We start from the raw sequence: 24420 nt of genomic DNA, 5'->3' as shown, positions 1-24420 counted from the left end.
AAGGCTTTGTTTTATGATATTTAAAAATTTAAAAGAGCTTCCTTTTTGCGAGTCTAATTATATCAAACCCAAAAGATTTAGTTATGAGAGCAATGGAAAGTTTTGTACTTGGGATTTTATAGAATCCAAAGATAGCGTTTCAATTCTTTTATATCATAAAGAATTGAAAAGCTTTATTTTTGTTCGTCAATTTCGCATACCGCTTTGGTATCATCAAAAGCAAGATAAAAACTATCATAAAGATGAAAATATGGGCTATACCATAGAACTTTGTTCAGGGCTTGTAGATAAAGATTTACCCTTAGAGCAAATAGCCAAAGAAGAATGCATCGAAGAATTAGGCTATGCCCCTAAAGAATTTGAAAAAGTAGGCGACTTTTATACAGGTTTTGGTTCGGGGGTTAGTAAGCAAAGTTTTTATTTTGCAATTGTAGATGAGAATGACAAAATTTGTGATGGTGGCGGGGTTGATGACGAGCAAATAGAGGCTGTTTTTGTAAAGATCAATGAATATGAAGAATTTTCTAAAAAGATAATCCATACACCTTTGCTTGATTTTGCTTATTTGTGGTTTTTAAAAGAAAAGAAAGAACTTTGCCTTAAATAAATAAGGCAAAGAATTTTGGATTAATTTGCTTCATTAAGCATTTCTTTAAATACATCAAATAAATGCAAAGACGCATTTTCAGCATTCTCACATTTTTTGATAATTGCATCTTGAGTATTGCTTAAGCTTACATCTTCTGTGTTTGCGATGCGGATAGCGCTATTCATATTTTCATGTACTTTTTGATGTGGCTCATTGATTTTTATAAAGCTTTTGCTATCGCCAAATCTTTCTTTTCCGGTACTTGCTACCCATTTACCTAAACGACAACTTGTATGATCGGCTAATTCTTGTCCAGATTTTGCAAAAATTTCTTTATATCCATTAAGTTTAAATGCTATATGATCAAGTTTTGCCAAAGATACAAATGCTTCTGAGGCAATACCTACAGCATTCGAATTTGTAGAGTGTGCTTCGTTGACTAAGTGGGTAAATTTTTCTGAAAAACTCATAATGTGTGCGTTAGAATTAATAGAAATTTTTTCCACTTGCTCACTTTGGGTATACATTTCATTTGCATTTTGTTTTAGAAGATTGATATTCATTTCCACTTCTGTTGTAGCTTTTTGAGTTTTTTCAGCTAACTTTCTAACTTCATCCGCAACAACAGCAAAACCCCTACCATGTTCTCCTGCTCTAGCAGCCTCTATAGCAGCATTTAATGCTAAAAGATTGGTTTGATCGGATACATCTTTAATAAGGTTAATTACATTTGTAATCTCATCAACGCTACGATGTAAAGTTCCTGCAACATCGCGTGTTTTATTAGCTGACTCTGTGATATCACCCAAAGAAGCGTTTATAGAATTGGCTATATGGTTTAATTCATCCATCTCAGCTAGTGAAGTTTTGGAATAATTAGAAATAATTTCAGCTTTATTAACATTTTCAAGCATATCACTTTGGACTATGGTAATATTTTTCAAAACACCGCCTAATAATACATTTAAAAGATCGGTTTTTAACTTTGACTCTAAAGCTTCTTGCTCTAAGAGTGAAATTTTATCTTTTAACTCTAAATTTTCAGCCTTGATTTTCTCAAGCTGCTGAGTAAGATTTTGGTTTTCATTCTTGATATCTTGAAGCTCTGTATGATTTATTTTACTTCCAAACATATTTTTTTACCCTATTTTTTATAGTTTGCTAGATATTGGTTTAACTGATCTTTAATATGTAATTTTTCTTTTTTAAGATTTGAAATTTCAATATCACTTAATAAATTTCTTCCTTCTTCTGCATCTTTAATTTGATCGTCAAGTTCATTATGGCGCTCAAATAATTTATCAAAATGCGCATCTTTTCCTTTTAACTCTGACATAAGTTCACGATATTCATGTAACATAAAATTCTCCTTAAAAATTGATACAATTTAAAAAATATTAAACGATATGTTACATTATAACTAATTAAATGATATTTTTGGCTTAAAAAATGCTAAATAATTCAATAAATCTTAAATATGTTACAAATTAGCGATTTGTTAAATTAAATAATTATAATGAAGATTTTTAAGTCATTGAGGACGAATCCTCAAGAGTTTATTTAGAGTTTTGTTTTTTTAAAGTTCTTAAAGTAGAGGCAGCAATTCTCATTTTTCTTGTAGTGCCATCTTCTAGGGTTACACGAACTGTTCTAAGATTAGGTAAAAAGCGTCTTTTTGTTTTATTGTTAGCATGGCTGACATTATTACCCACCATTGGTCCCTTACCTGTGATTTGACATATTCTTGCCATATTTGCATCCTTTGGAAATTTTAAATCAAGATTTTATCAAATTTAAGCTTAAAATATTCAAATATTTATACTATTTTTAATTTATAAATAGATAAAATGTTTTTCTTTAAAATTTTTTACTTTACGAGGCTAAGCTTATGTATGTAGCTCCGAGTTTATTATCGGCCAATTTTTTAAAACTAGAAGAAGAGATTAAGGCAATTGATGAAGCAGGAGCTGATCTTTTGCACATTGATGTTATGGACGGGCATTTTGTTCCAAATTTAACCTTTGGACCCTGTGTAATAGAAAAAATTTCAACCATTACCGAAATACCTTTAGATGTCCATTTAATGGTAAAAGATGTGGGTAAATTTGTAGATCTTTTTATCCCTATCAAGCCTAAATTTATTTCTTTTCATATAGAAAGTGAAGCCCACCCTATACGACTTTGCGAGTATATAAGAAGTCAAGGAATCCATCCTGCTATTGTTTTAAATCCACATACTCCTATAAATTCCATAAAACATATGATAGACTTTGTAGATATGGTGCTTTTAATGAGTGTTAATCCTGGCTTTGGCGGACAAAAATTTTTACCTTTAGTATATGATAAAATCAAAGAATTAAGAAGACTGATCGATGAAAAAAATGCTAAGGTTTTTATAGAGGTTGATGGCGGGGTTAATGGCTTAAATGCAAGCGATTTAGAAGCTGCGGGAGCAGATATTTTAGTCGCTGGAAGTTATATTTTTTCTTCAAATGATTATAAAACTTCAATTTCATCTTTAAAGCTTGAATTTTGAGTTTGCAGCAAGTTGATCAGATTATTTCTATCTTAAGTAAGCAAAGTAAGCCCTATGAGTGGGTAATTAAAGAATTTAAAAAGATTGAAGAATTAAAAGATTATGAACTTGATTTAGAAACTTTCGAGCTTTTGGGTTTGGGTTTAACTCTAGATAAAAATAATATTTTTACCTTGCAAACGCGTACAAAAAAGATCAAAGAAGAAATTTTTTGCATTGTAGATATAGAAAGTACAGGCGGGATTAAAAACGGACAAATTTTAGAAATAGGTGCAGTTAAGATAAAAAATTTGCAAGAAATCGATCGTTTTAGCTCTTTGGTACAGGTAAAAGAAATTCCTGAAAATATTACAGAACTTACAGGAATTAATTTAGACATGGTAAAAGATGCACCGAGTTTGACTAAGGTTTTAAATGATTTTAGACTTTTTTTAAAAGACAGTATTTTTGTCGCACATAATGTGCGTTTTGATTATGGTTTTATTTCCAAGGCTTTAAATGAGTGTGGTTTTGGAATTTTGCTTAATCGTCGTATTTGCACCATAGAATTTGCGCAATGCTGTATAGAAAGTCCAAGATATAAATTAGATGTTTTAAAAGAGCTTTTAGGGATAAAAAATGCCCACCATAGAGCTTTAAACGACGCTTTGGCTGCGGCTGAAATTTTTAAACATTGTCTTGGCAAACTCCCTTATCATATCAAAACCACTGAAGAACTTATAAATTTTACCAAGACTTCTCGCATAAAGCAAAAATAAAATATTTAAAGAGTATAATTAAAACATAAATGACGGGAGCTTGTGATACAGGCTGAGAGTAAGCTAAAAGCTTAGACCGAACCGGAACTAGATAATGCTAGCGTCGGGAAGATTTATACTTTCTACAATTTACTTGCACCCTCATTTATCCAAATTTTTCAAAGGATAAATATGAAAACTCAAATGCTTTATGCCAAAGAAGGTATTTTTACCAAAGAAATGGAGATTGTTGCTCAAAAAGAAGAAGTAAGCAAAGATTTTTTGCTTGCAAATATAGCTTGTGGTAAGATTATCATCCCTGCTAATATCAATCATAAAAGTCTTGATCCAAATGGTATAGGACTTGGACTTCGCACTAAGGTAAATGTAAATTTAGGTGTTTCAAATGATTGTGTTGATTATAGTGAGGAGATGAAAAAAGTAGAGCTTGCTCACAAATTTGGAATCGAAGCTATTATGGATTTAAGCAATTATGGCAAAACAAGTCGTTTTAGAGATGAGCTTATCGCAGTTTCAAAAGCTATGATAGGAACAGTTCCAGTTTATGATGCGGTAGGATTTTTAGAAAAAGATCTAAAACAAATCAGCGCTAGGGATTTTTTAGATGTGGTTTATCATCATGCAAAAAGCGGGGTTGATTTTATGACTATACATGCGGGTATAAATTCGCGCGCGGCTAGAGTTTTTAAAGAAAGCAAAAGACTTACTAATATAGTTTCTAGAGGAGGATCAGTACTTTATGCGTGGATGGCTATGAAAGAAGCTGAAAATCCTTTTTTTGAATACTATGATGATTTGCTTGAAATTTGTTTAAAATACGATGTGACACTATCTTTAGGTGATGCTTTGCGTCCAGGATCTACACATGATGCAAGTGATGCAGCGCAAATTTCTGAACTTATCGAATTATCTTTACTCACTCAAAGAGCGTGGGAAGCAGGTGTTCAAGTAATGATAGAAGGACCTGGACATATGGCAATTAATGAGATTGAAGCTAATATGCAAATTGAAAAACGCATTTGCAAAGGCGCTCCTTTTTATGTTCTAGGGCCTTTAGTTACGGATATTGGTGCTGGATATGATCATATAAGTGGAGCTATCGGTGGTGCTGTGGCTGCTGCTGCGGGTGCTGATATACTTTGTTATGTAACTCCTGCTGAACATTTAAGATTGCCTAATTTAAATGATGTTAGAGATGGTATAGTAGCTACTAAGATTGCAGCTCATGCAGGGGATTTAGCTAAGCTTCCAAAAGAAAGAAAAAGAGATGATGAGATGAGTAAGGCGAGACAGGATATCGACTGGGAGAAAATGTTTAAACTTGCCATTGATGGCGAAAAAGCTAAAAAAATGTTTAACGAAAGACGCCCCGATGATCTAAATTCCTGCTCTATGTGTGGAAAAATGTGTGCTATGAATACAATGAATCAGGTCTTAAAAGGCGAGAATGTAAGTCTAGTTTGAGTAAATTTGCACATTAAGATTTATCATTATCCCATGATCACTAGCCTTTAAGGTCATGGGATAATCAATCTTTACAAGATTGTTATATTGAGCTAAGGCATCTATGAAGTCATATAAGCGTCTAGGATTATTTATCGATGCTCGGATGTTGATTCTATGGGTAAGATATTTTTCTTTTTTATCTAGTTTAAGTTCTGTTATTTGGATATTTTCAAAGTATTTTTCTAAAAAATTTTGAAAGTGCGTGAGATTGAATTGTTGTTCAAATTGCTCTAGACTTTTATTATTTTCTGTTCTTAAGGCGCTTATTTTATTTTCACTAGCATCTAGCTTAGCTTTTGCTGCATTAAATATAGCTGCTTGCGAATTTTTTCTTAAATGGGTTTGTTTGTAATCTTTCAGCACAGGCAATAATAAAAATAAAATCAAAGCAGTACATACAGTAATAAAGCTTAAAACATAAATAACAATCTTTAAAATATTTAATTCTTCAAGACTTTTATCTTTCATTGTAAAACTCCTGAATTTTGTTTACTTATGCTAATAAAGCGATACCAGCCATTGTTTAAACGATAATAAGTTGTAAAACTTTGATCAAAAATACTTTTTAGCGGTGTTTCTAAAAGTAGGGCAAACATTTCTTTTGTTGGCGTAACTCCTATAAGTTTTAGAGAATTTTCTTCTTGTTCTATACTTTCAAGAGTGATTCCATCGGTTTTAACTATTATATCAAAAAGATTTTTTAAGCTATTTTTGAAAGCTTGATTTTGAGTGTGAAAGGTATTTGCAATTTTACTTTGTTCTAGAAGAATATCATATAATTTTCCGTTTTCTTGTGTTTTATTTTGAAATTGCAAAACTTGTTCTTTTTGCTCTTCTATAAAATTATGCGTTAATGCGATTTGAGTAAGATATAGAAAATATACCGCAAAAATAAAAACTATACCAAAACTAAAAAGCCCAAACCATATTTTGTCAAAGAGTGTAAAGATAGGTTTTTTTCTAGGTTGTATGAAGCTATAGCTTTTCACTGAAGCTCCTTTTGCATAAGTTCTATGATTGAATCTAAGGTATTGATTGGCTTAGATTCAATTTCCAGTAAAGTTTCTTCTTCTAAAAATTCAATAGCACTTTGATCAAGCTCTTTGGCGCTAAGGATTAAAGCCTTATCGATAAACGCACTTGGATATTTGTCATCTTTATAAAATTTTTCAATACTTGTAACAATATGACGACAAAGTTCTATGTCGTTTCCAAATTGATCCATTTCTTCAAGATCAAATTTATCTTTGCCATCCAAAAACTCTGAATCATTCTCATTATTTCCTAAAATATTATCAAATTGATCAAGAGCGTTAAGCTTATCTTCTAGGGTTTCATTAAAATTATCAAGCGTTACTTCAGTATCATTTAATGTATCTTCGCCTAAGTTGTCTAAATTCTCTTCTTGATGTCCAAATTCTAGATCCAATTCTTCTTCAAAGAAAATGATATCTCCATATAAAATTTCAATACCTCGGCAAATTATAAGAGTTAGAATATGCTCATGCTTATAGGCGTAAAGAGTTATTTTATCGCTGTTTGGTTTTTCTTTTAAAATATTATGATAAAGTATAGCAAAAGGAGAGTATAAAAAATCTAAACCACCATAATCTTCAAACAATTCATTAAAGTATTCTATGTGTTCTGTTGCTGTGTATATCAAAGCATTATTTAAAGCGATGGATTTTAAGCTCATTTTACCTACATTAAAACGCTCAAAATCCTTGTCGTTTTTACTAGGAATCAAACCTTGCTCTTTGACATTTAAAAATAATGCTGTGTGATAAAATAAAAATTTGCTATTGAGTGTTTTTACATATTCTAATAATTTTTCACTCTTATCAAAGGTTTTTTCATTCCTACTTATAAGTTTGTGATTTTTATATATAGAAGTTTTAAGGATGTTTTTTTTATCTTCTAAAATAATACTTGTGAAAAGTTGTGGTAATATTTTTTTAAGTAAAAATAACATTTTATTCCTTAAAATTTATCCATTTGTTCAATTTTTTTAAAATGTTCAAGTAAAAAAAATTTAGCTTGATCTTTATCTAAACTTGAAATATCCAAGGGTTCGCTAAGCCTATAGACTAAATGAGTAAAAGGCTTAGGTAAAATCATTTTATCCCAACTTTTAAATTCCCAAAAATTTCTTGCCTCATAGTTTAAAATTCTTATTTTAACATTTTTTTTCTGTGCAAGCAATACCGCTCCATCTGAAATGCTATGATAAGGTCCGCGTGGCCCATCAGGAGTAATGACTACATCATGATTTTCATCTAAAATTTTAAAAGCACTTCGAAGAGCTGTACTAGCTCCTTTTGAAGTGCTTCCACGCACGGTATCTAATCCAAACAATTTGATAATTCTAGCAATTTGCTCCCCATCTCTATGATGAGAGATCATAACATAAGCTTTTTTTCCTTTTTTGCCAAAATGCCTAAATGCGAAAGGCATAAGGGCAAGACGCCCATGCCAAAAAAGTATCACATTAGAAATTTGATCAACTTTATCACCTTTGTAGGTTTTTTTACAAGTAAGAAAAATCAACCATTGTAGAATGAAAACTAAGCGTGCTATAAAAGCTATTTTAAATGATTTCCCCATATAAAACCATACGCTTTGCATTAGTAATTTTTACTTCTTTAAAAGTTCCTAAGAGCTCTTCGCTGCCTTCAACTTGCACTAGAAAATTATTATCTGTTCTACCCACGATAGCATTGCCTGCTCTTAATTCTTCAAAAAGAACTTTAAAAGTTTTATTTTCTTGTTTTTTAACAATATCGTCTAAAATTTCATTATGACGAGCCTGTAGAGTACTAAGTCGATTTGAGGCTATCTCTTCATCGATTTGATTTGGCATGGTAGCAGCTTTGGTTAAAGGGCGTTTAGAGTATTTAAAAGAAAACATTTGTTCAAAGCGTACTTTTTCTAAAACTTCCATGGTTTCTTCAAAGTCTTTATCGCTTTCTCCTGGAAATGCAACAATAATATCTGTGGATATGCTAACATTTGGGCAAAGTTCTCTTAATTTTAATGCCCTATCTAGATACCATTCTTTGGTGTAACCACGCTTCATAGCTTTTAAAATTTGACTTGAGCCACTTTGCAAAGGCATATGCATTGATTTACAAACTTTTGGATTTTTGGCAAATACTTCTAAAAATTTATCGTCCATATGTAGAGGATGAGGACTTGTAAAACGGATGCGCTCTAATCCTTCTATGGTGCTAAGTTCTTCTAAAAGATCTGAAAAATCCATTTTTTTGTGTTCATTTCTAAATCTTTTACCATAATTATTGACATTTTGTCCTAATAGGAAAATTTCCTTAGCTCCTTTATCTACTGCTTTTTGTGCTTCTTTATAGATGATATTTAAAGGAATGGAAATTTCATCTCCCCTTGTATGGGGAACTATACAATAAGTACAATGCTTATCACAACCTATAGAGATATTAATATATGATTTATAAATGCTATTTCTAAAATCCCCAAAAGCGAATTCACTCTCATCATAATCTATATCAACGCTCATAAATTTAGGAGTGTTAACAGCTTGGGTAATTTTAGAAATATTCCTAGCTCCTAGTACAAAATCCACATAAGGAGCACGACGAAAGATTTCACTCCCTAAATGAGAAGCTGTACATCCACAAACTCCTATTTTTGCGCCTGATTTTTTAACCTTTTCAAAGCCACCCACTTCTGAAAAAAGCTTATGCACAGGCTTTTCACGCACAGAGCAGGTATTGATAAGTATCAAATCTGCTTCTTTAATATCTTCTGTTAAAGTATAATTATCTTTTTGCGTCAGTTCTGCTATCATATGTTCAGAATCTCTGACATTCATTGCACAGCCTAAGGTTTGAATAAAAAGTTTTTTCGAGCTCAAAGAATATGAACCTCATACATAAAATCATTACTATCTAAACCATATCTGATAGTTCTATGATAAACACTTAAGCCTTTTTTTTCAAAGTGTTCAACCAAGGCAATAAGATCTTTGTGTGAATTTTCTTTATCAAAATAAAAAAACTTTTGTCCTTCTTGATTTACAGCCTCTTCAATTTTAGCTAGACTAATATTTTTAGGCTCTTCATTGATTAAATTTCTTGCCAATTTTAAATCCATATTATATCCTTAGCGTCTTTTAAATCTATAATTTTATCAAATTTTACTTTTAATTAAACTTATTAAAGATATACTTTTAATCTACTTTCTTAAAAAAATCCCAAAAGAAAAGGTATCGATAATTATGGAAAGAATCGCAGACATTATAGAAAGCATTGCGAATGAGAAAAATTTAGATATAGAAAGCGTGAAAGAAAAAGTTATTATAGCTTTGATAAATACAGCAAAAAGAATTTATGGGCAAGAATATGACTTTTTTGTAGATAGAAAAAATTTAAATCTTTATCAAAAAATTACAGTTGTGGCTGATAATGACGAAAGATTGAATGAAAATAAAGAAAGTTATATTGAATTTAGCAAGGCTAAAAAAGAAGCACCTGATGTTGAAATTGGTGATGAGCTTACCTATGAATGTTCTTTAGAAAATTTAGGAAGAACAGCTGTAAATATTTTACATAAAGAATTAGAATACCATATACAAAAACTACTTGAGCAAACCATTTTTGAAAAATATAAAAATAAAGTCGGTCAAATGGTTTTTGGAAATGTTGTGCGAATTGATAATGAGGAAAATACCTATATAGAAATCGATGAGCTAAGAGCTTTTTTACCTAGAAAAAATCGCATCAAGGGTGAAAAATTTAAAGTGGGCGATGTTGTTAAAGCTGTGATACGCCGTGTTTATACGGATAAGGGTATTAAAATGGAGCTAAGTCGCACAAGCCCTAAATTTTTAGAATGTTTACTTGAAGCAGAGGTGCCTGAAATTAAAGATGGATATGTAAGCGTAGTTAAATGCGCTAGAATTCCTGGAGAAAGAGCGAAAATTATACTTCAAGCAAATGGGGCAAATATTGATCCTGTGGGAGCTACTGTAGGTGTAAAAGGGGTTAGAATCAACGCTGTGAGTAAAGAATTACATAATGAAAATATAGATTGTATTGAATTTAGCAATGAACCTGAAATTTTAATCGCAAGAGCTTTAGCACCTGCTATAGTGAGTTCTGTAAAAATTGAAAATGAAAAAGCAATTGTAACTTTAAACAGCGAGCAAAAGAGTAAGGCCATTGGAAAAAGCGGTATTAATATTCGTCTTGCGGGTATGCTTAGTGGATATGAAATCGAACTTAATGAAGTGAATGCTCGCACCACAAGCAATACTTTAAGTAATGAAGAAGCCTTGAAAAACTTGCAAGATTTATTTAAAATTTAATCTTTTAATTTGTGAATTTGTAAAATTCACAAATATTTCTTATTAAACCATCTCCAATAAAAAGCCGCAAATATAAATACCATTCCAAGTAAAGCCGTGATTATAGCAAGCTTAAAACCTTGTTCAAACAATAAGCCCATGAGTTGAGAAATAAGAGCGCTAAAGCTAAGATAAACCATATCTGTATAAGCAATCACTCTGCCATAGTAAGTTTTATCACAATTTTTCTGAATCATAGTATAAGTATAAGCCCAAAGGGATGAGGTACAAAATCCCGCAGCAATAAGGCCTATAAATGAAATATAAAAATTAAACTGGGTTAAAGCCCAAAGTATAATTCCTAAACCTTGACCTAAGTATAGAAAAAATACATTTTTATTGTTTGTGATTTTACTTAGAAAAATAGGACCAAAAGCTAAAGCTAAAGCCCTTATTGCATTTAAAAACCCTATAACCAAAGCAGCGGATAAAACTTCTTTGTATTCGTGTTGGGCTAATAAAGTTACGAGTGTTTCATAAGCGGTAAGTCCTATAAAAGCGTGCAATATAATAAGATGAAGGATGATTTTATTTTGTAAAACATATAAAAAACCTTCTTTAATCAGAATAAAAAATTTATTTTGAATTTTTTGTTTAAAATGAGGAATATGAAGTTTGGTTAAAAATAAAATTCCAATAATTATCAGACAACAATCAAACAAAAAGGCCGCTTTAATGCCAAAGAAATTGATAAAAATTCCCGCACTTGCCATACTTGCTGTATAAGAAACCGCCCAAATTACACTATGCATCTCATTAGCAAGCTTGAGTTCTTTTGGATTTAAAATTTTAGCTAGCAAGCTCATTTCAGCTTGAAAATAAATCGAAGCCACGCAAAGTCTAACAAAAATTAAAATAAATAAAAGCCAAAGCATGCTAAGACTGGTTACAAAGATAAGGCAGAAAATAGAAACAAGTTCTATGCTAATCATACTTAACAAAAGCTTTTTGGGTTTGTTTTTTTCTACTATAACTCCATTAATAGGAGCAAGCAAAACTCCTGGTAAAAAAGCAAGCATAGCGCTTGTAGCCGTTGCCCAAGTAGGAGCGTTAAGGCTTACTAAAAGAGTAAAAACACCTGTTTGGGAAAACCAAGCGCCAAAATACACGATAAATTGTACTAAGGTTAGTATTCTAATATTTTTATTATTTTTCAATAAGTCAATATAATTCATAAGCGAAACTATAGCATAATTTATGTTTTTAAATGCTATAATAAAGCTAAAAATGGATTTAAGGAAATAACTTGAAAAGATTAGATAAAGAAGAAGCTCTTTATTTGTTAAGGAATGCAAATTTAGCAGAACTTGGAGAAATAGCTTATCAAAGAAAATTAGAACTTCATCCCGAAAAAATCACCACCTTTGTTGTAGATAGAAATATAAACTACACCAATGTTTGTTGCATAGATTGTTCTTTTTGTGCTTTTTATCGCCATCATAAAGAAGATGACGCTTATATTTTGAGTTTTGAAGAAATTGGTAAAAAAATCGAAGAGCTTGAAGCTATTGGAGGGACGCAAATTCTTTTTCAAGGCGGGGTGCATCCTAAATTAAAAATAGAATGGTATGAAGAGCTTGTTTCGTGGATTAAGGAGCATTATCCAAATATTACCGTGCATGGTTTTTCTGCAGTTGAGATTGCTTATATTGCCAAGGCTTCTAAAATTTCAATTTCTGAAGTTTTACAAAGACTTCAAGCTAAAGGTTTGTTTTCAATACCTGGAGCGGGTGCTGAGGTATTAAGCGATAGAGTGCGAGATATTATCGCGCCTAATAAATGCGATACTGCTACTTGGCTAGAAGTACATAGAAGAGCGCATGAAATCGGTATGAAAAGCACTGCTACTATGATGTTTGGAACGGTTGAAAGTGATGAGGAGATTATAGATCACTTCGAGCATTTAAGAAAATTACAAGATGAAACAGGAGGATTTAGAGCTTTTATTTTATGGAGTTTTCAAAGTGAAAATACAGCATTAATCCAAAAACATCCTGAAATCATGAAGCAAAGTTCAAACAAATATTTAAGACTTTTAGCTTTGGCTAGACTTTATTTGGATAATTTTAAAAATTTACAAAGTTCTTGGGTAACACAAGGTTCATTGATTGGGCAACTTGCTTTAAAATTTGGGGCCAATGATTTAGGCTCAACCATGATGGAAGAAAATGTTGTAAGCGCTGCAGGTGCGAGTTATAGAATGAATCAAGATGAGATGATAAGACTGATTAAAAGCTTAGGTGAAAATCCCGCTAAGCGTAATACAGCTTATGAAATTTTAGAAAGGTTTTAATGCAGAATTTAGAAGTTAGTAGAGTAAAAATTCCTTTTATTTTTGAAGAAAATAACGATTTTCCTATTGTTATCTTAAAGCTTGTTTTTAGAAATTGTGGAAGAAGTTATGATGAAATAGCAGGACTTGCAAAGATGTTTGCAAGAATTTTAAATGAGGGTGTAGATGATAGCTTTTTTAAAGAATTGGAATTTAAAGCTGTAAATTTGGAAGCAAGTAGTGGTTTTGAAAGTTTAGAAATCAATCTTTCTTGCTTGAAAGAAAATTTTGAATTTGCTTTAAAACACTTAGAAAACTTACTCTTAAATCCTAGATTTGAAGAAAAAATTTTAGAAAAATTAAAAATCAATGCCCTAGGTGAGCTTGCTAGTAAAAATAGTGATTTTGATTATTTAGCAAAAAATTTGCTTAATAGCGAAATTTTTGAATGTAAAGAATTTCAAAGTCCAAATGATGGCGATGAAAAAAGTATCAAGCAAATTTCTTTAAGCGACTTGGAGAGTTTTTATAAGAAAAATATTAATTTAAGTAATCTTGTAGTGATTTTAGGCGGGAATTTAGCCCAAGAAAAGGCTAAAGGCTTATTAAATAAATTATTAGCAAAACTTCAAAAAGGCAGTCGAAATTCACAAAAAACTTATGAAATTAACTCAAAAAATAAAGACATAATCCAAATCAGAAAAGAAAGCGAACAAGCCTATATTTACTTTGCTGCACCCTTTTTTACAAAATTTAATGATAAGGATTTTTATCTTGCAAAAATCGCACTATTTATTTTAGGTCAAGGCGGTTTTGGATCAAGGATAATGGAAGAAATTCGTGTTAAAAGAGGGCTTGCGTATTCTGCTTATGCTATGCTTGATATGAATGCATCTTTTACTAGAGTTTTTGGTTATTTGCAAACTAAAAATGAAAGTGCTAAAGAAGCTAAAAAGATAGTTAAAGAAGTATTTAGAGATTTTGTAAAAGAAGGAGTGAGTCAAAATGAGCTTGTGCAGGCTAAAAATTTTCTCATAGGTTCAACTCCTTTGCGTTATGAAAGTCTTAGTAGGCGTTTGTCGATAAGTTTTAATGAGTACTATCAGGGATTGCCAAAAGGATATTATAAAGAAGAATTAAAGCTTATAGAAAAAGTAGAGCTTCAAGAGCTAAATGCTTATATTCAAAAACATAATGAAATTTTAGATTTAAATTTTGCAAGTATTGCAAATGAAAATTAAAGAAAATGATTTTGATTTTTTTAAAAAATTAAAAATTAAAAGCGCGATTGATTTAGCGCTTATCTTACCTAAAAAAATCGAAAATTTAAGTCCAAGCAAAACACCTAAAGAAAATGAGCTATGCACTCAAAAAATAATCATTAAAAGCATTCATTCAAAAAAAGGTCAGCTCTTTGGTTTGGGATTTTGTAAAGAGTGGAGTCAAGACATTTCCTTTGTGTTTTTTCATCCTAGGGCTTGGCACTTTGGAATTTGCAAAATAGGCAAAGAACTTATTTTAAATGGGAAACTTACGCGTTTTGGCCATGTTTGGCAATTTAACAATCCTAAAATTTTAACTTCTTTTGCAGGTTTTGCTCCAAAATATCAAATTCAAGGTTTACAAGATAAAAAAATTTCTGAATTTATACACAAATATCTTAATTATGAAAATTTAAAAGAAAGTGGGATTGAGGATAAATATATCCATTTTCTTTTAAATTTACACACTTATGATGAAAAAAGTTTTTTGATGTTTGAGAATTTGGAGCGCTTTGAGAAAGATTTAAAATATATAGAAATATATAATTTTTTAAAGCGTTTAAAAGCTAAAAAAACGCATTTTAAAGCTCATCAAATCAATGTTTTTAATATAGCTAATTGGCTTAAAGATTTGCCTTTTTCTCTTACTAAAGATCAGCTTAACGCCTTAAAAGACATAGAAAAAGATTTACACTCAAAAGAAGCCAAAAGGCGTGTGATTATGGGGGATGTAGGCTGTGGCAAGACTTTGGTTTTGTTGGGCGCTGCTTTGATGGTGTATCCAAAACAAGCTATCTTAATGGCTCCTACTAGCATACTTGCCAATCAACTCTATGAAGAGGCAAAAAAGCTTTTGCCTGAATTTGTGGATATTTTATTTATTAAAGGGGGTAAAAAAGAAAAAGATTTGGAAGAAAAAATTAAAAAAGCCAATTTGATTATAGGAACCCATGCGCTCATTCACCTTCAAAGTCATAATGCTGTGCTTGTAATGATAGATGAGCAGCATCGCTTTGGCTCTGCGCAGCGTCAGCAAATTTATTCTTTAAATGAAAATGAATTAGCCCCACATTTTATACAATTTTCTGCAACTCCCATTCCAAGAACTTTAAGCATGATACAATCAGAACTTTTAAATTTTAGTTTTATCAAGGAAATGCCTTTTAAAAAGGATATCACCACTCTTTGTATACAAAATGAAGGTTTTGCAAAGCTTAGTGAAAAAATCAAAGAAGAAATCGCACAAAATCATCAAATCATCATCATCTATCCCTTAGTCAATCCAAGCGATAAAATTCCTTATCTTTCTTTAGAACAGGCCAAAGAATATTGGCAGAGTCATTATGAAAAAGTTTTTGTAACTCATGGAAAAGATAAACAAAAAGATGAAATTTTGGAGCGGTTTCGTGATGAGGGAAATATTTTATTAAGCACCACAGTCGTAGAAGTAGGAATTTCATTGCCAAGGCTTAGTACTATTGTTATTGTAGGAGCGGAGCGCTTAGGCCTTGCTACCTTGCATCAACTTCGCGGACGCGTGGGTCGTGTCGGACTTAAAAGCACTTGTTATCTTTATACAAAACTCAAAGAAATTCCAAGTCGTTTAAAAGAATTTGCTAGTACTTTAGATGGTTTTAAAATCGCAGAACTTGATCTTAAAAATCGTTTGAGTGGAGATTTGCTCGATGGATTTATCCAGCATGGAAATGAATTTAAATATTTTGATTTTTCCAAAGATGAATACATTTTGGAAAAAGCAAAAAAAGATTTGATGGAAATATAATCTTAATGTCCACCAAAACGATAAAGCATATTTTGAAAATGCGAGGCTATCATTTGTGCGCGCTGTAAAATAACATTTTTCATTTCTTCATTATTGTAAATTTTATCTAAACTTTCTTCAAAAAGTCCTAACCAAATTCCAAAAAATTCTTGCGGAAAAGGAGGCAAATCAAGATGTTTTTTTAGAGGTTGTCCGATATAATCACCTTCCCCTAGCAACATTCCTGCCCAAAAATTCCCTATTTTTGCTTTGTGCTCTTTCCAAGCTTCATCGCTAGTTCCTATGGCATTGTTAAAAATAGGCCCTAAATCCTTATCTTTTCTTATTTTGTCATAAAAAAGTTCCATAAGTTTAGCTATACTTTCTTGATTTATAGTTTCATATTTCATTGTGTTTGCCTTTGGATAAAAATTTATCGTTAATATAGCACAAACAAAATGAGATAAAATTAACATAGGTTAAATATTATAATGCAAGAGTATTTAGATTTTTTAAAGGGTATAGGTAAAATAAGAAAATTTGAAAAAAATAATATTTTATTTTTTGAAGGCGAAAAGGCATTAAAATTTTTTATTCTTTTAAAAGGTAGAGTGCGTGTATACAAAAGCACAGCAGGCGAAAAAGAGATTACTTTGCATTATTTTACCCCGCCTAATTTTATAGCCGAAATGCCTACATTTAAGCGTTTGAGATATCCAGCAAATGCTATTTGTGAAGAATATTGTGAAATTTTAGAAATTGATTTTGAAGATTTTGAAACCCTGTGCAGCCAAAATAAAGAATTTAATTTCTTGCTTATTTCATCTCTTTTTGAAAAAATTAAAATTTTAGAAAAAAAATTATTAGAAAATTCTTTGGATTTAAAAAGTAAACTTGCAAGATATCTTTTGGAAAATGAAAAGAATTTGGCTCAAATTTCGCAAAGACAAATTGCAGTGGATTTAAGTGTTCGTGCTGAATCTTTGTCAAGAATTCTAAAAGAATTTAAAAATTCAGAGCTAATTGAGACAAAAAAGGGTAAAATTGAGATCCTAGATAAAGAGGGTTTAAAAAAAGGACTTTGGTAATAGGAATAAAATGGATTTTGATTTTATACTAGCTAATTCAAATGCTTTTATTGCAGCTGCTTGGCTTACTTTAAAACTTAGTTTTTTTGGTATTATTTTTTCTATAATTATAGGCTTTTTTTGTATTTTAATGAGTTATTTTAAAATAACGATTATGGAAGCTTTTTGTAAAGTTTATATAGAATTTTCTCGCAATACTCCTTTATTGATACAGCTTTTTTTCTTGTATTATGCTTTGCCTAAATTTGATATTCATTTAGAACAAATTCCGCCTTTGAATTTGATTTGTTTAAGTGTAGATGAGGCTTTGCGTCCAGCGTTTGCTTGTGCTATTGTGGGGCTTAGTTTTTTGGGCGGTTCTTATATGGCAGAGAGTTTTAGAGCTGGTTTTGAAGCCATTAAAAAGCAGCAATTTGAAGCAGGTCTTTCTTTGGGTTTTACTAAATTGAATAATTTGCGTTATGTTATAATGCCTCAAGCTTTAGGGGTTTGCTTGCCAGGAATAAGCGCAAATATTGTTTTTCTTATTAAAGAAACCTCTGTTGTGAGCATTATAGCTTTGCCGGATTTAGTCACCGTTATGAAGGGTTTAAATTCACTTACTTATAAAACGGATGAGCTTTTATTGCTTTTGTTTTTGGGATATTTATGTATCATACTGCCTATTTCTTTGTTTTTGTTCTTTTTGGAAAAAAGGTTTTCAAATGTTTGATCTATTAAATCCAGATACTTTAAGTCGACTTTGGAAAGGCTTGTATATCACACTTGAAATTTCTATTGTAAGTATTATTATAACTTCTTTTGGCGGGCTTTTTTTAGGTATTTTGATGAGTCTGAAAAATCGTTATATTTATATTTTATGTCGTTTTGCTTTAGAATTTGTTCGTGTTATGCCGCTACTAGTATGGCTTTTTATGGTATATTTTGGACTTTCTAGATGGTTGGGTATAAATTTAAGCAGTGTAAGTTCGGCTATTATTGTTTTTAGTATTTGGGGAAGTTTTGAAATGATGGATTTGGTAAGAACTTCTTTAAAAAGCATTCCTAAACACCAATACGAAAGTGCAGCAAGTCTTGGTTTAAATAAAGCTCAAAGTTATTTTTATATTATCATTCCTCAAGCTATGCGTCGTTTAACACCTATGAGTATGAATTTATTAACACGCATGATTAAAAGTACAACTTTTGCTTATTTAATCGGTGCGGTAGAGCTTGTAAAAGTGGGGCAGCAAATCATCGAATTTAACAATAAAAATGATTTAGCACCATTTATTATTTATGGTCTAATCTTTTTTATCTTTTTTTTAATTTGCTATCCTGTTACTTTATATTCTAAAAAATTAGAAAAAAAATGGAGTTAAAATGAGTATTTTAAAGATAAAAAATTTGCAAAAATATTATGGCTTTCATCATGCTTTAAAGAATATCAACTTAGAAGTAAAACAAAAAGAAGTGGTGGTGATTTTAGGTCCAAGTGGTTGCGGAAAATCTACTCTTTTGCGTTGTATTAATGGGCTTGAGGAAATTGCAGATGGGGTTATAGAAATAGGACAAGATAAGATCGATAAAAATTTTAAAGATTGGACAAGAGTGCGTCAAAAAGTGGGTATGGTATTTCAATCATACGAGCTATTTGAACATTTAAGCGTGAAAGATAACATACTTTTAGGTCCTTTAAAAGTACAAAAAAGAGCTAAAGAAGAAGTTTTGCAAGAAGCTAAAATTTGGCTTGAAAAAGTAGGTTTAGCACATAAAATCGATGCTTATCCAAAAGAGTTAAGCGGAGGGCAAAAACAAAGAATAGCTATAGTGCGCAGTCTTTGCATGAATCCAGAGCTTATGCTTTTTGATGAGGTTACAGCAGCACTTGATCCTGAAATCGTTCGTGAAGTTTTAGAGGTAATTTTAAATTTGGCAAAAGATGGAATGACTATGCTTATAGTCACTCACGAGATGGGATTTGCAAGAGCGGTAGCCGATAGAATAATTTTTATGGATAATGGAGAAATTATCGAAGAAAATACTCCTGATGGTTTTTTTGAAAATCCTAAAAGCGAAAGAGCTAAGAAATTCCTTAATTTATTTGACTATCATAAATGATTTCAATAAAAAATCTTAGTTTTTGTATTTTTAATGGGAAATTTTTAATTATGAAATTGTTTTTTAAATAATTTATAGCGCATAATCTTGACAAACTATTTTTTTTCAGATATAATAACATCTTTAAATTATTTGCTGGTTTAGCTCAGTTGGTAGAGCAGCTGCCTTGTAAGCAGCAGGTCGGGGGTTCAAGTCCCTTAACCAGCTCCATTATTTTAGCAGTGTTTGACCAGAATATTACAATAAGCTTAGATGTAATATTTCATTTATGGTGAGTTACTCAAGTGGCCAACGAGGGCAGACTGTAAATCTGCTGGCTTTCGCCTTCCGTGGTTCGAATCCACGACTCACCACCATGCTTTGCGGGAGTAGCTCAGTTGGCTAGAGCATCAGCCTTCCAAGCTGAGGGTCGCGGGTTCGAGTCCCGTTTCCCGCTCCAAAGTTTGACTGGGAGCTGTATTTTTTTTCTAACTTACAGTAAATCCCCTAAAATTGTTTTTTAGTTGTCTATGTTTTTATATAATTTTTCTGAGCGCTCGTATGGCTCAGAGGTAGAGCACTCCCTTGGTAAGGGAGAGGTCGCGGGTTCAATTCCCGCTATGAGCTCCATAAAATTGAAAAAATTATAAATATAGACTTGCCTTGTTAAATTTTTATATGGAGGAAAAAATGGCTAAAGAAAAATTTTCACGTAATAAGCCACATGTAAACATTGGTACTATTGGTCACGTTGACCACGGTAAAACTACTTTGACAGCTGCTATTTCTGCTGTTCTTTCAAGAAGAGGTTTGGCAGAACTTAAAGATTATGATAATATTGATAACGCTCCTGAAGAAAAAGAAAGAGGTATCACTATTGCAACTTCTCATATTGAATATGAAACAGATAATCGCCACTATGCACACGTTGATTGTCCAGGTCACGCTGACTATGTTAAAAACATGATCACTGGTGCTGCTCAAATGGACGGTGCTATCCTTGTTGTTTCTGCAGCTGATGGTCCTATGCCACAAACTAGAGAGCACATCCTTCTATCGCGCCAAGTAGGTGTTCCATATATCGTTGTATTTATGAATAAAGCAGATATGGTTGATGATGCTGAACTTTTAGAATTGGTTGAAATGGAAATTAGAGAATTATTAAGCTCTTATGATTTCCCAGGTGATGACACACCTATTATTTCAGGTTCTGCTTTAAAAGCTCTTGAAGAAGCAAAAGCTGGACAAGATGGCGAATGGTCAGCGAAAATTATGGATCTTATGGCTGCTGTTGATAGCTATATTCCAACTCCAACTCGTGACACTGAAAAAGATTTCTTAATGCCAATTGAAGATGTTTTCTCAATTTCAGGTCGTGGTACTGTTGTTACAGGTAGAATTGAAAAAGGTATTGTAAAAGTTGGTGATACTATAGAAATCGTTGGTATTAAAGATACTCAAACAACAACTGTAACTGGCGTTGAAATGTTTAGAAAAGAAATGGATCAAGGTGAAGCAGGGGATAATGTTGGTGTTCTTCTTCGTGGTACAAAAAAAGAAGAAGTTATCCGCGGTATGGTTCTTGCTAAACCAAAATCAATTACTCCACATACTGATTTCGAAGCTGAAGTTTATATCCTAAATAAAGATGAGGGTGGTAGACATACTCCATTCTTTAATAACTATAGACCGCAATTCTATGTAAGAACAACAGATGTAACAGGTTCTATTAAATTAGCTGATGGCGTTGAAATGGTTATGCCTGGTGAAAATGTAAGAATTACTGTAAGCTTGATTGCACCAGTAGCGCTTGAAGAAGGTACTCGTTTTGCTATCCGTGAAGGTGGTAAAACTGTTGGTTCAGGTGTTGTTTCTAAAATTATTAAGTAATTTTAAAAGCCAAGTTTAATACTTGGCTTTAAATTTTTTAAGGAAAATATAAATGAGAATTAAAGTTGGTTTAAAATGTGAAGAATGTGGTGATATTAATTATAGCACCTATAAAAATGGCAAAAATACTACAGAAAAATTGGAATTAAAAAAATATTGCCCAAGATTAAAAAAACACACACTTCACAAAGAAGTTAAGCTAAAAAGTTAAGCTTATGCCCTAGGGCAATAGCTCCAACGGTAGAGCACCGGATTCCAAATCCGATGGTTGGGGGTTCGAATCCCTCTTGCCCTGCCATAATTAAGGTTTAAATAAATGGAAAAATTAATAACTTATTTTAAATTATCAAAAGTCGAATTAAGGAAAGTAATTTTTCCTTTAAAAGAACAGGTAAGAAATGCTTATATTACAGTTTTTGTAGTGGTTGCGGTTATTTCTTTGTTTTTGGCGTTAGTGGATTGGATTATGTCCTCTATTGTTTCTGCGATTGTATAAAGGAGAACAAAATTTGAGTACTCATAAATGGTATGCAATCCAAACTTATGCTGGTAGCGAAATGGCAGTTAAAAGAGCCATTGAAAATTTAGTAAAAGATAATGGAATCGAAGAGCAACTAAAAGAAATAGTTGTTCCGACTGAAGATGTTATTGAATTTAAAAATGGAAAAGAGAAGATAAGTGAAAGAAGTTTGTATTCTGGGTATGTTTTTGCACATCTAGATTTAAATACAGAACTTTGGCATCGCATTCAATCTCTTCCAAAAGTTGGTCGTTTTATTGGAGAATCAAAAAAACCTACTCCTTTAACAGAAAAAGATATTAATTTAATTTTGGAAAAAGTGCATAATCGTGCTGCTCCAAAACCTAAAATCTCTTTTGAAGAAGGAGAAAATGTAAGAATTACTGAAGGTCCATTTGCAAACTTTACTGCTATAGTAGAAGAATACGATATGGTTCGTGGATTATTAAAACTTAATGTTTCTATTTTTGGACGTTCTACTCCAGTAGAGATCTTGTATTCTCAAGTTGAGAAAATAATTTAATTTATATCAAGTAAGGAGATTTGTTATGGCTAAAAAAGTCGTAGGCGAAATTAAATTGCAAATTGCAGCTACAAAAGCTAATCCATCACCACCTGTAGGTCCTGCTTTGGGTCAGCAAGGTGTAAATATCATGGAATTTTGTAAAGCTTTTAATGAAAGAACAAAGGATATGGCAGGATTTAATATTCCTGTTGTTATTACTGTTTATGCTGATAAAAGCTTTACTTTTATTACAAAACAGCCACCTGCTACAGATTTAATTAAAAAAGCAGCTGGAATTTCTAAAGGTACAGATAATCCACTTAAGAACAAGGTAGGTAAATTAACTCGTGCCCAAGTTTTAGAAATTGTTGATAAAAAAATTGCAGATTTAAATACTAAGGATAGAGATCAAGCTGCGAAAATTATTGCAGGTTCAGCTCGCTCTATGGGTGTTGAAATCGTAGATTAAAACCTTTTACCGCTAAGGTAAAAAGCGGTAGCACTTTAAAAATGCGGAGAAAAATATATGGCTAAAATAACTAAAAGATTAAAAGAATTATCACAAAAAATTGATGTAAGCAAAGAGTATGCTTTAAATGAAGCAATTGAAACAGTAAGAAATTTAAAATCTGCAAAATTTGATGAAACTGTTGAAATCGCACTTAAATTGAATGTTGATCCAAGACATGCAGATCAAATGGTTAGAGGTTCTGTTGTACTTCCTGCTGGAACAGGTAAAAAAGTTCGTGTAGCTGTTATTGCAAAAGATGCTAAGGCAGATGAAGCAAAAAATGCTGGAGCAGATATTGTAGGAAGTGATGACTTGATAGAAGAAATTCAAAAAGGCAATATGAATTTTGATGTATTAATCGCAACTCCTAATTTAATGGGTCTTGTGGGTAAAGTAGGTAGAATCTTAGGACCTAAAGGTTTAATGCCAAATCCAAAAACCGGAACAGTTACTATGGATGTAGCTCAAGCAGTTAATAATGCTAAAAGCGGACAAGTAAATTTCCGTGTAGACAAACAAGGAAATATTCATGCAGGCCTTGGAAAAGTAAGTTTTTCTAAAGAGCAACTTTGGGATAATATTTCTACTTTTATTAAAGCGATTAATAAACATAAACCTGCAGCAGCTAAAGGTAGATATATTAAAAGCGCAGCTTTGTCTTTAACAATGAGTCCTTCTGTAAAACTTGAAACGCAAGAATTACTTGATATGAAGTAAGAGTTGCTATAATGCAACTCTTTTTAAATAAACATCTGAAAAAATTTTTATTTTTTGAGATGTTTATTTTAGATTGAAGATAGTCGAGGCGAAAGCTTAATTTGGGTAAAACCACTCTGCTTGAAATCTCAGTCGGAAAGGAGAAAATGTGACTAGAAGCGAAAAAGTTGAGATTATTGCTAAGCTTCAAGAAGAATTTAAAATTAGCGAAGCAATTGTAGTTTGTAATTACAAAGGCTTGAGTACTAAAAAGCTTGAAGAACTTAGAAATAATGCGAGAGAAAACAATGTAAAAGTTCAAATTATTAAAAACACTTTGGCTAACATTGCTCTTAATAATTCCGGTAAAACAGGTCTGGTTCTTAAAGATACTAATGTTTATCTTTGGGGCGAGGATCAACTTAGCGTTTCAAAAGTAGCAGCTAAATTTGAAGAAAATAATGATAAATTTGAAATTAAAACTGCTCATATTGAAGGCGAAGTTGCAGATGTTGCTAAGGTTAGAGCTTTGGCAAAAATGCCTTCTCGCAACGAGTTGCTTGCTATGCTTTTGCAAGTTTGGAATGCGCCAATTACCAATTTCACTATTGGTTTAAATGCGCTTAAAAATAAAAAAGAATCTGAATAATAAATAAAGGATAAAAAATGGCAATTTCTAAAGAAGATGTATTAGAATTTATTTCAAATTTAAGTGTTCTTGAGCTTTCTGAGCTTGTAAAAGAATTTGAAGAAAAATTTGGTGTATCTGCTGCTCCTGTAATGGTAGCAGGTGGTGCAGCAGCAGGTGGTGCAGCAGCTGCAGCTGAAGAAAAAACTGAATTTGATATCGTTTTAGTTGATGGTGGTGCTAAAAAGATCGAAGTAATTAAAATCGTTCGTGCTTTAACTGGTCTTGGACTTAAAGAAGCAAAAGATGCAGTAGAGCAAACACCTTCAACCTTAAAAGAAGGCGTGGCTAAAGCTGATGCAGAAGAAGCTAAAAAACAACTTGAAGAAGCTGGTGCTAAAGTAGAACTTAAGTAATTAAGCTTTAAAAGTTTAAGAA

At 31.8% G+C, this 24420-nt stretch carries 31 protein-coding genes, 5 tRNA genes, 1 pseudogene and 1 riboswitch; of the genes and pseudogenes, 25 read left to right on the top strand and 12 right to left on the bottom strand.

All coding sequences use genetic code 11. The features are described 5' to 3' along the window. Positions 1 to 13: 13 nt before the first annotated feature. Entirely contained in the window at positions 14 to 607 is a 594-nt protein-coding gene (locus FOC43_RS05220; RefSeq protein WP_002784640.1) for an NUDIX hydrolase, read from the top strand. Positions 608 to 627: 20 nt separating this feature from the next. Here the strand turns inward: FOC43_RS05220 and FOC43_RS09135 are convergent, their stop codons facing one another. From FOC43_RS09135 to rpmB, 4 genes and pseudogenes are all read right to left on the bottom strand, one after another. Beyond that, on the bottom strand, positions 628 to 1059 hold the full coding sequence (locus tag FOC43_RS09135; protein ID WP_228762494.1) for a CZB domain-containing protein: 432 nt from the start codon (positions 1057 to 1059) through the stop codon (positions 628 to 630). Then, a pseudogene (locus FOC43_RS09130) lies at positions 1060 to 1311 on the bottom strand (methyl-accepting chemotaxis protein); the annotation flags it as partial. It abuts the gene before it with no gap. Between the two features lie 422 nt (positions 1312 to 1733). Then, entirely contained in the window at positions 1734 to 1949 is a 216-nt protein-coding gene (locus tag FOC43_RS05210; RefSeq protein ID WP_002778454.1) for a YdcH family protein, read from the bottom strand. A gap of 196 nt (positions 1950 to 2145) precedes the next feature. Beyond that, positions 2146 to 2340 (bottom strand): 50S ribosomal protein L28, encoded by a 195-nt coding sequence (gene rpmB, locus FOC43_RS05205; RefSeq protein WP_002778456.1) that lies wholly within the window; start codon positions 2338 to 2340, stop codon positions 2146 to 2148. A gap of 137 nt (positions 2341 to 2477) precedes the next feature. Between rpmB and rpe the strand changes: the two genes are divergently transcribed. From rpe to thiC, 3 genes are all read left to right on the top strand, one after another. Then, positions 2478 to 3125 carry a ribulose-phosphate 3-epimerase gene (rpe, locus tag FOC43_RS05200; protein WP_002783571.1) on the top strand — a complete coding sequence of 216 codons (648 nt, stop codon included), beginning with the start codon at positions 2478 to 2480 and terminating at the stop codon, positions 3123 to 3125. Then, positions 3122 to 3883 carry a 3'-5' exonuclease gene (locus FOC43_RS05195; protein WP_002780764.1) on the top strand — a complete coding sequence of 254 codons (762 nt, stop codon included), beginning with the start codon at positions 3122 to 3124 and terminating at the stop codon, positions 3881 to 3883. Before rpe ends, FOC43_RS05195 begins: the two co-directional genes overlap by 4 nt. Before the next feature lie 22 nt (positions 3884 to 3905). Further along, positions 3906 to 4010: riboswitch (TPP riboswitch) on the top strand. A 44-nt stretch (positions 4011 to 4054) separates the two neighbouring features. Beyond that, a complete protein-coding gene (gene thiC, locus FOC43_RS05190; RefSeq protein ID WP_002780766.1) occupies positions 4055 to 5347 on the top strand; it encodes a phosphomethylpyrimidine synthase ThiC in 1293 nt (430 codons plus the stop codon). Here thiC and FOC43_RS05185 read toward each other — a convergent pair. From FOC43_RS05185 to FOC43_RS05160, 6 genes are read right to left on the bottom strand one after another with little or no spacing between them, the layout of a single operon-like run. Next, complete coding sequence (locus FOC43_RS05185) at positions 5339 to 5857, bottom strand: hypothetical protein (RefSeq protein WP_002780767.1); 519 nt, start codon at positions 5855 to 5857, stop codon at positions 5339 to 5341. The genes thiC and FOC43_RS05185 overlap by 9 nt on opposite strands. After that, positions 5854 to 6378 (bottom strand): hypothetical protein, encoded by a 525-nt coding sequence (locus tag FOC43_RS05180; protein WP_002780778.1) that lies wholly within the window; start codon positions 6376 to 6378, stop codon positions 5854 to 5856. The genes FOC43_RS05185 and FOC43_RS05180 overlap by 4 nt, the downstream gene beginning before the upstream one ends. After that, positions 6375 to 7361, bottom strand: coding sequence for a hypothetical protein (locus FOC43_RS05175; protein ID WP_004284915.1), 987 nt, complete (start codon positions 7359 to 7361; stop codon positions 6375 to 6377). The genes FOC43_RS05180 and FOC43_RS05175 overlap by 4 nt, the downstream gene beginning before the upstream one ends. Positions 7362 to 7369: 8 nt before the next feature. Beyond that, positions 7370 to 7993, bottom strand: a complete 624-nt coding sequence (locus FOC43_RS05170; RefSeq protein ID WP_002778463.1) for a lysophospholipid acyltransferase family protein — start codon at positions 7991 to 7993, stop codon at positions 7370 to 7372. Further along, positions 7977 to 9278, bottom strand: coding sequence for a tRNA (N6-isopentenyl adenosine(37)-C2)-methylthiotransferase MiaB (gene miaB / locus FOC43_RS05165; protein WP_002780781.1), 1302 nt, complete (start codon positions 9276 to 9278; stop codon positions 7977 to 7979). The genes FOC43_RS05170 and miaB overlap by 17 nt, the downstream gene beginning before the upstream one ends. Further along, positions 9275 to 9517, bottom strand: a complete 243-nt coding sequence (locus tag FOC43_RS05160; RefSeq protein WP_002778465.1) for an HP0268 family nuclease — start codon at positions 9515 to 9517, stop codon at positions 9275 to 9277. The genes miaB and FOC43_RS05160 overlap by 4 nt, the downstream gene beginning before the upstream one ends. 124 nt (positions 9518 to 9641) lie before the next feature. On the opposite strand from FOC43_RS05160, the gene nusA reads away from it, so the two are divergent. Beyond that, a complete protein-coding gene (gene nusA / locus FOC43_RS05155; RefSeq protein WP_002778466.1) occupies positions 9642 to 10730 on the top strand; it encodes a transcription termination factor NusA in 1089 nt (362 codons plus the stop codon). Between the two features lie 26 nt (positions 10731 to 10756). On the opposite strand, the gene FOC43_RS05150 is transcribed toward nusA, so the two are convergent. Then, positions 10757 to 11944 carry an MFS transporter gene (locus FOC43_RS05150; RefSeq protein ID WP_002791951.1) on the bottom strand — a complete coding sequence of 396 codons (1188 nt, stop codon included), beginning with the start codon at positions 11942 to 11944 and terminating at the stop codon, positions 10757 to 10759. 71 nt (positions 11945 to 12015) lie between these two features. Here FOC43_RS05150 and FOC43_RS05145 point away from each other — a divergent pair, with 71 nt between their 5' ends. The 3 genes from FOC43_RS05145 to recG are packed head-to-tail and all read left to right on the top strand — an operon-like array spanning position 12016 to position 16086. After that, entirely contained in the window at positions 12016 to 13062 is a 1047-nt protein-coding gene (locus FOC43_RS05145; protein ID WP_002778468.1) for a dehypoxanthine futalosine cyclase, read from the top strand. Next, on the top strand, positions 13062 to 14282 hold the full coding sequence (locus FOC43_RS05140; RefSeq protein WP_004284918.1) for a M16 family metallopeptidase: 1221 nt from the start codon (positions 13062 to 13064) through the stop codon (positions 14280 to 14282). The genes FOC43_RS05145 and FOC43_RS05140 overlap by 1 nt, the downstream gene beginning before the upstream one ends. Further along, positions 14272 to 16086, top strand: a complete 1815-nt coding sequence (recG, locus tag FOC43_RS05135; RefSeq protein WP_004284920.1) for an ATP-dependent DNA helicase RecG — start codon at positions 14272 to 14274, stop codon at positions 16084 to 16086. The genes FOC43_RS05140 and recG overlap by 11 nt, the downstream gene beginning before the upstream one ends. A 2-nt stretch (positions 16087 to 16088) precedes the next feature. Here recG and ctb read toward each other — a convergent pair whose 3' ends face one another. Continuing rightward, positions 16089 to 16475 (bottom strand): truncated hemoglobin Ctb, encoded by a 387-nt coding sequence (ctb, locus tag FOC43_RS05130; protein WP_002780786.1) that lies wholly within the window; start codon positions 16473 to 16475, stop codon positions 16089 to 16091. Positions 16476 to 16556: 81 nt separating this feature from the next. On the opposite strand from ctb, the gene nssR reads away from it, so the two are divergent. The 17 genes from nssR (at position 16557) to rplL (ending at position 24398) form a co-directional block, all read left to right on the top strand. After that, positions 16557 to 17153 carry a nitrosative stress-sensitive transcriptional regulator NssR gene (nssR, locus tag FOC43_RS05125; protein WP_002780788.1) on the top strand — a complete coding sequence of 199 codons (597 nt, stop codon included), beginning with the start codon at positions 16557 to 16559 and terminating at the stop codon, positions 17151 to 17153. Positions 17154 to 17163: 10 nt separating this feature from the next. Next, positions 17164 to 17865, top strand: coding sequence for an amino acid ABC transporter permease (locus FOC43_RS05120; RefSeq protein WP_002778476.1), 702 nt, complete (start codon positions 17164 to 17166; stop codon positions 17863 to 17865). Continuing rightward, positions 17858 to 18514 (top strand): amino acid ABC transporter permease, encoded by a 657-nt coding sequence (locus tag FOC43_RS05115; RefSeq protein ID WP_002780790.1) that lies wholly within the window; start codon positions 17858 to 17860, stop codon positions 18512 to 18514. The genes FOC43_RS05120 and FOC43_RS05115 overlap by 8 nt, the downstream gene beginning before the upstream one ends. Before the next feature lies 1 nt (position 18515). Further along, a complete protein-coding gene (locus tag FOC43_RS05110) occupies positions 18516 to 19253 on the top strand; it encodes an amino acid ABC transporter ATP-binding protein (protein ID WP_002779794.1) in 738 nt (245 codons plus the stop codon). A gap of 134 nt (positions 19254 to 19387) precedes the next feature. Further along, positions 19388 to 19463, top strand: a tRNA-Thr gene (locus FOC43_RS05105). Between the two features lie 60 nt (positions 19464 to 19523). Continuing rightward, positions 19524 to 19609, top strand: a tRNA-Tyr gene (locus FOC43_RS05100). 6 nt (positions 19610 to 19615) lie between these two features. Next, positions 19616 to 19692 (top strand) — tRNA-Gly (locus tag FOC43_RS05095). A gap of 95 nt (positions 19693 to 19787) precedes the next feature. Further along, a tRNA-Thr gene (locus tag FOC43_RS05090) sits at positions 19788 to 19862 on the top strand. 60 nt (positions 19863 to 19922) lie between these two features. Then, a complete protein-coding gene (tuf, locus tag FOC43_RS05085) occupies positions 19923 to 21122 on the top strand; it encodes an elongation factor Tu (protein WP_002779448.1) in 1200 nt (399 codons plus the stop codon). A 52-nt stretch (positions 21123 to 21174) separates the two neighbouring features. Beyond that, the gene (gene rpmG, locus FOC43_RS05080) at positions 21175 to 21333 is read left to right on the top strand and encodes a 50S ribosomal protein L33 (protein WP_002779449.1); all 159 of its coding nucleotides are present in this window, start codon (positions 21175 to 21177) and stop codon (positions 21331 to 21333) included. 11 nt (positions 21334 to 21344) lie between these two features. Then, positions 21345 to 21420: transfer RNA gene (locus FOC43_RS05075), tRNA-Trp, on the top strand. A gap of 18 nt (positions 21421 to 21438) precedes the next feature. Beyond that, positions 21439 to 21618, top strand: a complete 180-nt coding sequence (gene secE, locus FOC43_RS05070; RefSeq protein WP_002779450.1) for a preprotein translocase subunit SecE — start codon at positions 21439 to 21441, stop codon at positions 21616 to 21618. A gap of 13 nt (positions 21619 to 21631) precedes the next feature. Beyond that, the gene (nusG, locus tag FOC43_RS05065) at positions 21632 to 22165 is read left to right on the top strand and encodes a transcription termination/antitermination protein NusG (RefSeq protein ID WP_002779451.1); all 534 of its coding nucleotides are present in this window, start codon (positions 21632 to 21634) and stop codon (positions 22163 to 22165) included. Between the two features lie 25 nt (positions 22166 to 22190). Next, positions 22191 to 22616, top strand: a complete 426-nt coding sequence (rplK, locus tag FOC43_RS05060; protein ID WP_002779452.1) for a 50S ribosomal protein L11 — start codon at positions 22191 to 22193, stop codon at positions 22614 to 22616. Between the two features lie 57 nt (positions 22617 to 22673). Continuing rightward, complete coding sequence (gene rplA / locus FOC43_RS05055; protein ID WP_002779453.1) at positions 22674 to 23375, top strand: 50S ribosomal protein L1; 702 nt, start codon at positions 22674 to 22676, stop codon at positions 23373 to 23375. A 148-nt stretch (positions 23376 to 23523) separates the two neighbouring features. After that, complete coding sequence (gene rplJ, locus FOC43_RS05050; RefSeq protein WP_002779454.1) at positions 23524 to 24003, top strand: 50S ribosomal protein L10; 480 nt, start codon at positions 23524 to 23526, stop codon at positions 24001 to 24003. 17 nt (positions 24004 to 24020) lie between these two features. Then, positions 24021 to 24398 carry a 50S ribosomal protein L7/L12 gene (gene rplL / locus FOC43_RS05045; protein ID WP_002779455.1) on the top strand — a complete coding sequence of 126 codons (378 nt, stop codon included), beginning with the start codon at positions 24021 to 24023 and terminating at the stop codon, positions 24396 to 24398. Positions 24399 to 24420: the final 22 nt, after the last annotated feature.

It is taken from the genome of Campylobacter coli, assembly GCF_009730395.1.
GTDB classification, from domain to species: domain Bacteria; phylum Campylobacterota; class Campylobacteria; order Campylobacterales; family Campylobacteraceae; genus Campylobacter_D; species Campylobacter_D coli.
This window is presented reverse-complemented; position numbering and strand designations above follow the sequence as displayed.